The 12,416-nt window shown below is 67.4% G+C and carries 9 protein-coding genes and 1 pseudogene; 5 read left to right on the top strand and 5 right to left on the bottom strand.

Going from position 1 to position 12,416, the window contains the following annotated elements; translation table 11 throughout:
* The first annotated feature begins 100 nt into the window (after positions 1-100).
* From FAZ97_RS08665 to FAZ97_RS08655, 3 genes are all read left to right on the top strand, one after another.
* On the top strand, positions 101-1,351 hold the full coding sequence (locus tag FAZ97_RS08665) for an aminotransferase class I/II-fold pyridoxal phosphate-dependent enzyme (RefSeq protein ID WP_233271551.1): 1,251 nt from the start codon (positions 101-103) through the stop codon (positions 1,349-1,351).
* Positions 1,352-1,440: 89 nt separating this feature from the next.
* A complete protein-coding gene (locus FAZ97_RS08660) occupies positions 1,441-2,427 on the top strand; it encodes a helix-turn-helix domain-containing protein (protein ID WP_158758075.1) in 987 nt (328 codons plus the stop codon).
* Between the two features lie 7 nt (positions 2,428-2,434).
* A complete protein-coding gene (locus tag FAZ97_RS08655) occupies positions 2,435-4,405 on the top strand; it encodes a DUF3857 domain-containing transglutaminase family protein (RefSeq protein ID WP_158758074.1) in 1,971 nt (656 codons plus the stop codon).
* A 7-nt stretch (positions 4,406-4,412) separates the two neighbouring features.
* Here FAZ97_RS08655 and FAZ97_RS08650 read toward each other — a convergent pair whose 3' ends face one another.
* From FAZ97_RS08650 to glgC, 5 genes are all read right to left on the bottom strand, one after another.
* Positions 4,413-5,681: a branched-chain amino acid ABC transporter substrate-binding protein gene (locus FAZ97_RS08650; protein ID WP_158758073.1), complete on the bottom strand. Its 1,269-nt coding sequence runs from the start codon at positions 5,679-5,681 to the stop codon at positions 4,413-4,415.
* A gap of 205 nt (positions 5,682-5,886) precedes the next feature.
* Positions 5,887-6,348 carry a hypothetical protein gene (locus tag FAZ97_RS08645; RefSeq protein ID WP_158758072.1) on the bottom strand — a complete coding sequence of 154 codons (462 nt, stop codon included), beginning with the start codon at positions 6,346-6,348 and terminating at the stop codon, positions 5,887-5,889.
* Between the two features lie 97 nt (positions 6,349-6,445).
* Positions 6,446-7,318 carry a pyridoxal kinase PdxY gene (pdxY, locus tag FAZ97_RS08640; protein WP_158758071.1) on the bottom strand — a complete coding sequence of 291 codons (873 nt, stop codon included), beginning with the start codon at positions 7,316-7,318 and terminating at the stop codon, positions 6,446-6,448.
* 172 nt (positions 7,319-7,490) lie between these two features.
* Positions 7,491-8,981: a glycogen synthase GlgA gene (gene glgA / locus FAZ97_RS08635; RefSeq protein WP_158758070.1), complete on the bottom strand. Its 1,491-nt coding sequence runs from the start codon at positions 8,979-8,981 to the stop codon at positions 7,491-7,493.
* Between the two features lie 79 nt (positions 8,982-9,060).
* On the bottom strand, positions 9,061-10,326 hold the full coding sequence (gene glgC / locus FAZ97_RS08630) for a glucose-1-phosphate adenylyltransferase (RefSeq protein WP_158758069.1): 1,266 nt from the start codon (positions 10,324-10,326) through the stop codon (positions 9,061-9,063).
* Between the two features lie 418 nt (positions 10,327-10,744).
* Here glgC and FAZ97_RS08625 point away from each other — a divergent pair, with 418 nt between their 5' ends.
* Together FAZ97_RS08625 and FAZ97_RS08620 are read left to right on the top strand one after the other, a co-directional pair.
* Positions 10,745-11,854, top strand: coding sequence for an alpha/beta fold hydrolase (locus FAZ97_RS08625; RefSeq protein WP_158758068.1), 1,110 nt, complete (start codon positions 10,745-10,747; stop codon positions 11,852-11,854).
* Positions 11,855-12,136: 282 nt separating this feature from the next.
* Positions 12,137-12,415: pseudogene (locus FAZ97_RS08620) on the top strand (alpha/beta fold hydrolase); the annotation flags it as partial.
* Position 12,416: the final 1 nt, after the last annotated feature.

Here is a 12,416-nt window from a genome sequence, read left to right as displayed (position 1 = left end):
TGTCTGAACGCGGGGGCAGGCCGATACTGGGGACGTACCGACCCTTCGCGTTGTTCCCCGCGCAGTCATTCGCCGCAGTCCTTCGCTCCTGGAGAAGCCCATGTTGATGTCGCCGCCCGTCGATTTGACCTACGAACGATTCCAGCAACTGAACATGCGGCTCGACATGTCGCGCGGCAAGCCTTCGCCCGAGCAGCTCGACCTCTCGCAGGCGCTCATCGACGAAGCGGGGCAGGCGGGCTATCTCGCGCGCGACGGCTTCGACTGCCGCAACTATGGCCTCGCGAGCGGGTTGCCCGAGGCGCGCGAACTGGGCGCGGAACTGCTCGGTGTGCCGGGCGCGCAGGTGATCGCGGCGGGCAACTCGAGCCTCGAACTCATGCACGACGCGCTGACGTTCGCGCTGCTACATGGCGTGCCGGTGAGTGACGGCGCGGAGATTGGCGCGCCGTGGCGCGCGCAAGGCGAGATCGCCTTCCTGTGCCCGGTGCCGGGCTATGACCGCCACTTCGCGATCTGCGAGGCGCTCGGCGTGCGCATGATCGCCGTGCCGATGCGCGAGGACGGTCCCGACATGGACCGCGTGGAAGCGCTCGTGCGCGACGATCCGTCGATCAAGGGCATGTGGTGCGTGCCGCTCTACAGCAACCCGACGGGCGCGATCTGGTCCGACGAGGTCATCCGGCGTCTCGCCGCCATGCCTGCCGCGCCCGACTTCCGCCTCTTCTGGGACGATGCGTACCGCTTTCACCACCTGACCGACGAAGTGCACAGTACGCTCGATGTGTTCGAGGCGTGCGCCGCAGCGAGCCACGCCGAACGCGCGCTGATGTTCGCATCGCTTTCGAAGGTGACGTTCGGCGGCGGGGCGTTCGCGTGGCTCGCCGCCGCGCCGCGCAACGTGGCCTGGTGGCAGAAGCATTCGGCTGTCCGCACCATCGGGCCGGACAAGCTCAACCAGTTGCGCCACGTGCGCTTTCTGCGCGACCGCGCGACGCTCACGGACCTGATGGCGCGCCACCGGGCGCTCCTCAAACCGAAGTTCGACGCTGTCGACGAGGTGTTCCGCGCGCGCCTCGCCGCCGTGCCCGGCGTGAGCTGGAACGCGCCGCGCGGCGGCTATTTCATCAGTCTTTACGCGCCCGAGGGCTGCGCGCGGCGCACCGTCGAACTCGCGGCGGCGGCGGGCCTTATCCTCACGCCCGCGGGCGCGGCGTTCCCGTATGGCGTCGATGCGCAGGACAGCCATCTGCGCATCGCGCCGTCGTTTCCGGCGCTCGAAGAGGTACGGCTGGCCGCCGAGGGCATCGCGCTTTCGCTGCTGCGCGCCATCGACGAGCGCAGGGGATAGCGGCCAGGGCCGGCTCGGCGGCGCTCGCTTCGATGTGCTACAACGGCAGACGTAGCCAACGAACGTACCCAACTTCACGCGAGGTTGCCGTGCAAGGTCTCGCCGCTTCACTGCAACGCGCGCTCGCCCAGCGCGAGCGCGAGGGCCGCGCCGATAGCGGCCGTGCGCCCGCGGCGCGGCCGCTCGCGGCGGGCGCTGGCTGGTCGGTCGACGACGTCGTCTGCACGCTCGGCCCGGGCGACCGGCCTTACGAGGAGCGTCACACGAGCGCGTGCCTCGCCATCGTGGCGGCAGGCGTGTTCGGCTACCGCAGTGGCAACGCGCGCGCGCTCATGACGCCCGGCGCGCTCATGCTGGGCGTTGCCGGGGCGTGCTTCGAATGCGGCCACCGCCATGCGGCGGGGGACCGCTGCCTCTCGTTCCATTACGACCCCGCCTGGCTCGACGAGCAGGCCGCGGCCGCGGGTCTGGCGCCGGGTGCCAGGCGCTGGCGGGCCGCGCGGGTGCCGCCGTTGCGCGCGCTCGCGCCGGTCGTCGCGCACGCTTGCGCCGACGCGCTCGCGCAGGAGCGGGCTAACGCGCTCGGGCGCGGCGGCGCAGCATGGGATGAAATCGCACTGGAACTGGCGCTCGCGACCTTGCGCGTAGTGGCGAGCGGCAAGGACGCGCTTACGCCCGCTACGCCGGGCGCCGCCGCGGCGGCACGCGTGGTCGCGACGCTGCGTCTGATCGACGAAACGCCCGACGACACGCATACGGTCGCCAGCCTCGCGAGCGCGGCGGGCGTGAGCGAATTCTATTTTCTGCGCACGTTCTCGGCCGTGGCCGGCGTGACCCCGCATCAATATCTGCTGCGTGCGCGGCTGCGCGCCGCCGCGCTGCGTCTGGCCGCCGACGACGAAGCGAAGATCGTCGACGTTGCGCTCGCGAGCGGTTTCAATGACCTGTCGAATTTCAACGCCGCGTTTCGCGCGGAATTCGGCACGAGTCCGCGCGCATGGCGTGCCGCGCAGCGCGAGCGCCAACTCGCGCAGACCTCATGGCCGAACGCCGCGCACGCGGCCGTGCGAGCCTGAACCGCCCATGACGCGAGGCGAGTGTCTCAGGCGTACCGTGGTCGCGTCGTGCCGTGCGTTGCTCCTTGCGTCGATCGTCGTGTCGATCCTTGCGTTCGCGAGCGGACAAGCCCGCGCACAAGCGAGCGACCAAAGCGTCGAGACCACCGGTAGCGTCACGCAAACCGACATCCCTCCGTACACGCTCGAGCGCGACGTGCATCTCTTCGTCGCGCAGCAGGACGGCTCGGTCGTCGAGGACGACGACACCGTGCTGCGCGCGAACACGAGTGCCGGCGTGGACGAGATCGCCCAGCGCTACGTCTGGTTCAATAAGGATATCGAAACGATCACGCAGCTCTCGGCCGAAACCATCGACCCGGATGGCACCCCGCACGCGGTTGGCGCGAGCGGCATACGCGACGTGCAGGAACCGCGCTCGGCGGGCGCACCCACATTCGAGGACGGCGTGCTGCGCACGGTGATCTTTCCGGGCGTCCAGGTGGGCTCGCGCGTGCATCTGCATTTTGCGAAGCGACGCGCGAAGGCCCTGGAAGCGGGCACGTTCTCGTACTTCGTCGAGCCGACCGGCGAACCGGTGGAGTTTCAGCGCCTCATCTTCGATCTGCCCGCCAATGTGCCGCTCCACGCCGATGCGCGCGGCTACACGGCGCTCGCCCCCGAAACCGGGAACGGCCGTACTCGCTACGCGTTCGACTACCGGCACGGCCCCTACGCGCCGCTCGAAGCGGGAGCCGTGGCCTACGTGAACTGGGGTGACCGGCTGATGGTATCGACCGTGCCCGACTTCGCCGCGTTCGCCGCGCGCTACCGTGCAGCCGCCGTCGATCCCACCTCGGCCGATCCGGCCATTGTCTCGCTGGCGCTTGCGCTCACGTCGGACGTGAGCGACCCGCGCGAGAAGGCGCGCCGCATTTACGACTGGATGCGTTTCAACATTCGCTACGTCGCGCTCTTTCTTGGCGAGACCGCGGCCGTGCCGCATCACGCGACCGACATCCTGCGCAACCGCTACGGCGACTGCAAGGACCACGTGGCGCTCTTCAGTGCGCTGCTGGCGGCGGTGGGCATCCGCGCCGAGCCCGTCCTGCTCAATCTCGGCCCGGTCTACACGCTGCCCGACGTGCCGGGCTACGGCGCGAATGCGATCAACCACGCGATCGCGTGGCTGCCCGATCTGGGCCTGTATGCGGATACGTCGTCGGGCGGCTACGCGTTCGGCTACTTGCCGCCGGGCGTGATGGACCGGCCGGTGCTGCTCGTCGACGACGGCGTGCTGTCGCGCACGCCGGCGACCGAGCGGCGCGAGCGCACGGCGCGCCTCTCGCTCGAGGTCGCCCCATCCGGCGACGCCGCCTACAGCTACTACGTGCAAGACGAGGGCGCGGGCGCGGAGCCCGAGCGCAACGCGTTTCGCCGCGCGACGCACGCGGGGGCGCAGCAACTCGCGGCGCAGCGCCTGCGGCTCACCGGGCTCGCCGGCACCGCGCACGTGAGCACCGGCGCGACGGACGCGACCGACGGACCGTTTTCGGTGACGATGCAAGGCACGCTCGATCATGTGGTCTGGGGCGACGGCACCACCGCGATTCCCACGACGAGCAGCTTCACGGGGGGCATCGCCACGCAGATCGACAACTGGCTGGCGCAGCCGCGCCGTACGCAGCCCTGGGCGTGCATCGGCGGGGAGTTTGCGGAGAGCGCGCAAATCGAACTGCCCGCGTTCGCGCGCGTGACCGACGTGCCGCAAGATACGCAAGTGAAGGGCGCGTATCTCGACTACACGTCGCACTACGTGTTCGACGCGCGCTCGCGCACGCTGCAGATCGAGCGGCGGCTATCGGCGCGCTTTGGCCACCAGATGTGCACCGCCGACGAATTCGCGCAGATGCGCGATGCGCTCCTCCATATCGAGCGCGACACGCATGCGCAGATCGTCGTGCGGGCGGCGCCAACGCCTGCGCCGCAGACGCGATGAGCGGCGCTCAGCCGCCGCGCGTCGTCACCGGCACCCACACGCCTTTCTTTACCTGCCAGAGCGTGGAGGCGCCGTTCTTGAGCGAGCCGTCCGGCTCGAAGGCGATGCGGCCCGTCACGCCGTCGAAGGCGAGCGCCTTGAGCGCGCTGCGGTACGCCTCGGGCTTTGCCGACTTCGCATTGACCATCGCATGGATCGCGGCCCACGCCGCGTCGTAACCGAATGGTGCGTAGGCGAGCACGTCGGTGCCGAAGCGGTTTTTATAGGCTTGCTCGAAGCGCGGGCCATCGGGCAGTTGCGCAAGCGGCCGGCCATATTCCCAGGCCATCGCGCCTTCGGCGGCGGCGCCCGCGTCGTGGGTGAAATCGGCGTTCGCGACGCCTCCGCCGCCCACGAACTGCGCGCTCATGCTGCGCGCCTTCATCTGCTTCACGAGCGCCGCGCCCTGGTGGGCGAGGCCGCCGAAGTAGAGCAGGTCGGCATCGGCAGCCTTGATTTTCGCGAGCTGCGGGCCGAAGTCGCTCGCGATGCTTTCCGCGAACTCGCGCGCGACCACGTTGCCGCCATGCTCGCGCACCGCGCGTTCGAACACGTCGGCTTCGCCCTGGCCGAAGGCGGTGCGGTCGTCGATGATGGCCACGCGTTTGGCCTTCATCACGTCCACGGCCCACGCGCCGGCGATGCCGGCGTTCTGCGCGTCGTTTGCAATCACCATGAAGGTGTTGGCGAAGCCTTGCGACGTGATGACGGGATTGGTGGCCGCGGGGCTGATCATCGGAATGCCGGCGCTCTCGTAGATGCGCGAGGCGGGAATGGCCGAGCCCGAATTGAAGTGGCCGACCACGGCGTTCACGCCCTGGTTCGCGAGCGTTGCGGCGGCCTGCACGCCGAGGCGCGGGTCGCTGCGGTCGTCGATCGGCACGAGCTCGAAGTGCGCCGTCTGCTCGCCGATCTTGAGGTTTTGCGCGTTCGCTTCGTCGAGCGCGAGTTGCACGCCGTTTTCCAGGTCGCGGCCGTAGTTCGCATAGTCGCCGGAGAGCGGCGAGACGAAACCGATGCGCACGTCGAGTGGGCCGGCGGCCAGCGCGCTGCCGCTGGCGCCGAGTGCGCACAGTGCGCCGATCAGGAGCCCGGCTGCGAGCTTGCGCAATTTGGCCGATTTGCCCGATTTGCCCGATTTGCCCGATTTGCCCGATAGGCGGCGTTTTCCGCACGCACGGCTCGCCGTGGCGAATGGGTAGGCAGTGGCGATTCTGGGCGCGGCGGCGAGACTCATCGTGACTCCTTGCGCGACAGCGGCGCGGTGTTCTTGTGTGCGCTTGTTCCGGGTACACCGCGCCGCGCGCCGGCGGTGGTGCGCATGCGGGCGTCTCGTCTTCGGGTCTTGCTGGGTCTTGCTGGGTCTTGCGGCGTTTGACTGTTAGCGACTACGGCTTGCCAGAACGTGTGGTGCGAACGGCTGCGCGCTCGCGCGCATAGACTTAGTTGTCCCGTTGCAGCTCGAAGAGCGCGTCGCGCAGGCCTGCGAGCGGCGCCATGGTGTCGGCGCTCGCCCAGCCTTCGAGGTCGTCGAGGGCGCGATTGCAGCCGTCGAGTACCACGTCGAGATCCACGGGAATGCCGTTGGCGAGCGCGAAGCGAATCGTCGCTTCGAAGCGTTCGCATTCGTCGTCGCCGTACGAGATGTCGAGCGTGTCGGCAATGGTCTGGGCGATATCGCTGCGTTGGCGGTCGCTTTTGTCGACGAAGTCGATGATGCCGCGCGCGACGTCGGGCGCATGGTAAAGCGCGATGTCGAGCCACACGGCAGCGTCGAAATCGCTTTCGTGACTGTGTTCCTCGAAGTATTCGATCGCTTCCTGCTCATGCGTCTCGCCGGCATCGACGGCGAGGCAAAGCTGCTCGAAATACTCTTCCTGTTCGCTACGGATTGAATCGGACATCGGTCATTCTCTAAAGACGGTGGGCGCCGCGGCTGCATCCGCCGCCGCCGCATTTCATGCGAACGGCATTATAGGCCCGAGCGCGCACCTCCTTAGTCTAGGCGGCATCGACCGACCAGGCGTCGAACCATTCGCGCGGGCGCGCGATCTGGTCTTGCGCCGCGACGATCTCCAGTTCGTAGCGGCCTGCGTCGTAGGTCGACTTCACCACGGCGTTCACTGCCGCGAGCGTGTGCTCGAACGCGCGGCGCATCGAGTCGCCGAGCATCAGGCGCGCGACGAACACCGCGCTCGTCACGTCGCCCACGCCCACCGGCTGGCGCGCAAACGGGTAGAGCGGGCGCTGGCCGAGCCAGGCTTCGTGCTCGGTCACGACGAGCATGTTGAAGCGGTCGGCCAGGCTGTTGCGGTCGAGCAGATGCTTCACGAGGATCAGCTTCGGGCCGCGCCTGAGCACTTCGCGGCACGCGAGCACGGCTTCTTCCGCCGTCTCGATCTCGCGGCCCACGAGCCGTTGCAGCTCGCTGTGATTGGGCATCATCGCGTCGGCGACCTCGGGCATGTTGCGTACGAGGAACTCCTGAATGCCGGGCTCGACGCGGCAGCCGTTCTCGGCGTTCAGCGTGCCCATCACCGGATCGCAGAAGTACCACGCCTGCGGGTTGGCGGCCTTCACGGCGCGCACCACCTCGATCACCGACTGGGCCTGCTCGGGGGTACCCAGGTAGCCCGAAAGCACCGCATCGCAGCGCGGCAGCACGCCGATCGCGCCAATGCCTTCGACGAGATCGACGACCTCGTCCGAGTCGATCGCGGCACCGGTCCAGTGGCCGTATTGCGTGTGATTCGAGAACTGCACCGTGTTGAGCGGCCAGACGTTCACGCCAAGGCGGCGCATGGGAAACACCGCGGCGCTGTTGCCCGCGTGACCGAACACGACGTGCGACTGGATGCTCAGAACGTTTTTCATGGCCGGTCCGGATTTCGTTGTGGCTTGCGGCGCGCGACGCATGGCGCGCCTTGCGCAGGTGCAGCAACGATAACCGAATTCGCAGCGCCCAGTCGATGGATGCGTTGGCGCGGTGTTGCGTGCGCGCCCGCGCCGGCGCTTGCCAATCGCCCCGCAATGCGCCTGGGGAAGCCTAAGCCACGGTGTTTTGACCGGCCAGCTCGCGATAGAGCGTCATATAGCGTTGCGCCGATGCCGCCCAGCCGAAGTCTTGCTGCATTGCACGCGAGCGCGTGTCGCGCCAGTCGCGGCTGCGCCCGTAAAGCGCGAAGGCGCGGCGGATCGCGGCCGTGAGCGCGTCGGGCTCGAAGCGCTCGAACACGAAGCCGGTGGCAAGGCCATCGGCGAGATTTTCGAGCGACGCGTCCACCACCGTATCGGCGAGTCCGCCTACGCGATGCACGAGCGGCAGTGCGCCGTAAGCGAGCGCGTAGAGCTGCGTGAGGCCGCACGGCTCGAAGCGCGAAGGGACCATCATCACGTCGGCGCCCGCGACGATCTCGTGCGCGAGCGTCTCGTCGAAACCCAGCTCCACGGCCACCGATTCGGGATGTTGATGCGCGGCGCGCGCGTAGCCCTGTTCGAGGCTGGCGTCGCCGGTGCCGAGCACGACAAGCTGGCCGCCGCGCGTGACGATCTCGGGCAACGCCGCAAGCAGCAGGTCGAGGCCCTTTTGCTCGGTGAGCCGGCTCACCACGCCGAACACCGGGGCGTCGTGCTTCTGCGCGAGCTTCAGGCGCGTCTGCAGCGCCGCCTTGCAGTGCATCTTGCCGCTCTGGCGCGTGGCCGAAAAACGCGTGGCGATGGCCGCGTCGCTCGACGGATTCCACACGGCGTAGTCCACGCCGTTGAGGATGCCGACGAGATCGTGCGCGCGTCCGCGCAGCAGCGCCTCGAGGCCGCCGCCCTGAGCGACCGTCTGAATCTCGCGGGCGTAGGTCGGGCTCACCGTCGTGATCTTGTCGGCGAAATAGAGCCCGGCTTTCAGAAATGAAAGCTGGCCGTAGAACTCCACGCCATGCATGTCGAAAAAATCGCGCGGCAGGCCGAGGGAGTCGAACTGCTGCGCGGGGAAGATGCCCTGGTACGCGAGGTTGTGAATCGTGAAGATCGAACGTACGCCCCCGGGCGCCACGTTCGCGCCGCGCTCGCGTGCCGCCGCGCGCAGATAGGCCGGCGCGAGCCCCGCGTGCCAGTCGTGCGCCTGCACGATGGCGGGCGCCCAGTCGGGATCGAGATGCTGCGCCAGTTGCGCGGCGCTCCAGCCGAGCAGCGCGAAACGCTGCGCGTTGTCGCCGTAGGGCACGTGCTCGGCGTCGAGGTAGGGGTTGCCGGGGCGCGCGTAGAACGCGTCGGCGCGGATCATGTAGACGGCAAGCTCGCTGCCCGGCAGGCGCCCGAGTTCCAGCGTCGCCTCGGGCGCGCCGAAGGTGCGTGCGAGACGCGCGACGGGCCGCAGATCTTCGAGGCCGGCCGCCACGGGTGCGAAGCCCGGCAGCAGCAGGCGCGCGTCGGCGCCCTGTTCGATCAGCGCGGCGGGCAGGGCGGCGGTGACGTCGGCGAGGCCGCCGGTCTTCAGGAGCGGATACAGCTCGCTGGCTACGTGCAGGACGCGAATGGTCATCGGGAGTCAGTCCTCTCGGTGCTTGGGTGGCTTGCGTTTTGGCGCGTCCTTGAGCGTATGAACCTCGCCAGGCGACGAGCTAGCCCGGCAACTTCTCCAGCGCCTCGCTCGTGACCAGCACGACGCCGCTCTCGGTGCGATAAAAGCGTTCGGCGTCGCGCGCGGCGTCTTCGCCGATCACGGTGCCGTTGGGAATCGTGCAGCCGCGGTCCACGACGACCTTACGCAGCCGGCAACTCGTGCCCACCGTCACCTGTGGCAACAAGACTGCCTCGGCAATGTTGCAGAACGACTGCACAACGACATTTGATGAGAGCACCGAGCGCGAGATCTGCGAACCCGAGATCACGCTGCCGCCGCACACGATCAGGTTGGTGCCCGAGCCCTGCAGACCGTTGAGATCGCGCACGAACTTGGCGGGCGGCAACTGCTCCTGGTAGGTCCAGATTGGCCAGTTGCGGTCGTAGAGGTCGAGCGCGGGAATGGTCGAGGCGAGGTCGAGATTGGCGGACCAGTAGGCGTCGACCGTGCCCACGTCGCGCCAGTAGGGTTCGGCGGCCGGGTCCGACGACACGCAGGACATGCTGAACGGATGGGCGATCGCGTGACCGTCGCTCACGACGCGCGGAATGATGTCCTTGCCGAAGTCGTGGTCGGTGGCCGAGCGCGAGATGTTCTCTTCGAGCAAATGGACGAGGTAGGTCGTGTCGAACACATAGATGCCCATGCTCGCGAGCGCGATGTCCGGGCGTCCCGGCATGGCGGGCGGATCGTCGGGCTTTTCGACGAAGCCGGTGACGCGGCGCGACTCGTCCACGGCCATCACGCCGAACGCGCGCGCTTCCATGCGCGGCACCTCGATGCAGCCCACCGTGCAGTCGGCGCCGCTCGCGGCGTGGTCGGCGATCATGCGCGTGTAGTCCATCTTGTAGATGTGGTCGCCGGCCAGCACCACCACGTACTTCGGGCTGATCGAACGGATGATGTCGATGTTCTGGTACACGGCGTCGGCGGTGCCGCGATACCAGTGCGCGCCTTCCACGCGCTGTTGCGCGGGCCACAGGTCGAGGAACTCGTTGAATTCGCCGCGCAGGAAGCCCCAGCCGCGCTGCAGGTGGCGCAGGAGCGAGTGCGCCTTGTACTGCGTGACGACCGCAATGCGGCGGATGCCCGAATTCAGGCAATTCGATAGTGCGAAATCGATGATGCGGTACTTGCCGCCGAAGTACACGGCCGGCTTCACGCGCTTGTTGGTGAGCGGCCCGAGGCGTGTGCCGCGGCCGCCAGCGAGCACGATGGCGAGCGTGGTGCGTTGCAGATCGTTGAGGCTTGCCGGAGTTTCCATGGTCGTCTCCTTGTTGTGCCCCCGGTGCGGCCGCCGCAGCCCGTCTCGTCCTGCCCGGGCCAGTACGGTCCTTCTCTGGTGTGCCTGTCGCGTCCCTGATGCGGCGTGTTGCGCAATGCAGCACGCGTGACGAGCGCCGCGGACGTCTCGTGCGCCCTGTATTGACTGTTCTAGCATCGAATGCAGGGTAGCGCGAATTGCCTGTCGGCAGGGCTGGACTTGCGCGCTGCATTCGTGCGAGGCGTTGGCGAGCAGCACACCGAACAAGTGGGAACAAGCGGGAGCAAGCGTCATGCCGCGTCTGCGAGCGGGGCGCGAAAGGCGGCAAGAGCGAGGCGGGGCCGCTAGAATCGCTGGCTGTACCGGCGCCATTTCGGCATGCTGTTTTCTGTCTGACCTTTCGCCCGATCTCCCGTTGATGAGAGCCATCCTGAACCCCACACTTGCCCGCTTTGCCCCTTTCGTTGCCGCGTTGAGCGCGGCCGCGTTCTGTCATGCCGCTTTCGCTGCCGAGACAGAGGCGAGCTCAGTCGCGCCGATTACCGCGTCCTCACCTCAGGCGGCGACCCAGACCCCCGAAGGCCCCGCGTACGGCCCCGAACTGCAGGGCTTCGAATATCCGCATCCGGTGCATGACTTCGCGTTCGTCTCGCAGGGGCAAACGCTGCATATGGCCTACATGGACGTGCAGCCCGCGAAACCGAACGGACGCACCGCGGTCCTGCTGCACGGCAAGAACTTCTGCGCGGCGACGTGGGACGCCACCATTCGCGAGCTTCATGCCGCGGGCTATCGCGTGATCGCGCCGGACCAGATCGGCTTCTGCAAATCGAGCAAACCCGCTTCGTATCAGTTCAGTTTCCAGCAGCTCGCGCGCAACACGCACGCGCTGCTCGCAGCGCTCGGCGTGCATGACGCGACAGTCATCGGCCATTCGACGGGCGGCATGCTGGCGGTGCGCTACGCGCTCATGTATCCGCAGGAAACCGAGCAGCTCGTGCTCGTGAACCCGATCGGGCTCGAAGACTGGAAGGCGAAGGGCGTGCCCTCGATCTCGGTGGACGACTGGTACGCGCGCGAGCTGAAGACGAACGCCGACGGCATTCGCCGCTACGAGCAGGCCACCTATTACGCGGGCCAGTGGCGGCCAGCTTACGAGCCGTGGGTGCAGATGCTGGCGGGCATGTATCGCGGGCCTGGCAAGGCGCAGGTGGCGTGGGACTCCGCGCTGCTGTACGACATGATCTACACGCAGCCGGTTGTTTCCGAACTTGGTAAATTGCAGATGCCGACTCTGCTGCTGATTGGAGACAAGGACACGACCGCGATCGGCAAGGACTTCTCGCCACCGGAAGTGCGTGAAAAGCTTGGTCATTACCCGGAACTCGGTAAGGCGGCGGCTAAAGCGATCCCGCACGCGACCCTGGTTGAATTCCGGGAGCTCGGACACGCGCCGCAGATGCAGGATCCGCAGGCGCTTCATAAGGCCCTATTGGACTGGCTGGCAGCGGACTCGGAACACCAGTGAGCGATCAAGAGAATTCCTGTCATCTCACCGTAGTCTCTTTGAAGACCACTTGCGGATAGGCATTGGGCAAACGTTAGCAGTTCGTTTGCTTTTTGGAGCGAGCACGGTAGTTAGATTCTGTTAAACGTACGGAGGAAAGTCCGCGATGGGGCGGTAAGCCCCATTCTCCGGAAATCCGAGCACGACCATTTTTGTCTCCGGCACACCAGTAATTCAACCAGACCCCTACGGGGTAAGCGTTCATGCGGCATAGGCAAGAGATTTATAGATGCACCCTGTTGTACGCAGCCGGTGGTCTACGAGTTCAGCCAGTTGCTGATGCCGACGCTGCTGCTCATCGGCGACAAGGACACGACCGCCATCGGCAAGGATCTCGCGCCGCCCGAGGTGCGCGCGCAGCTCGGGCGCTATCCGGTGCTGGCCAAAGCCGCGCAGCGCGCCATCCCCCACGCGACGCTCGTGGAGTTCGCCGACCTCGGGCACGCGCCGCAGATGCAGGACCCGCCGGCGTTTCATGCCGCGCTGCTCAAGGGCCTCGACGCGCTGAACACATCGCACTGAG

The organism is Paraburkholderia acidiphila (assembly GCF_009789655.1).
Classification (GTDB): Bacteria; Pseudomonadota; Gammaproteobacteria; order Burkholderiales; family Burkholderiaceae; genus Paraburkholderia; species Paraburkholderia acidiphila.
Note: the sequence above shows the minus strand (reverse complement) of the source record. Positions and strands in the feature narration are given on the sequence as shown.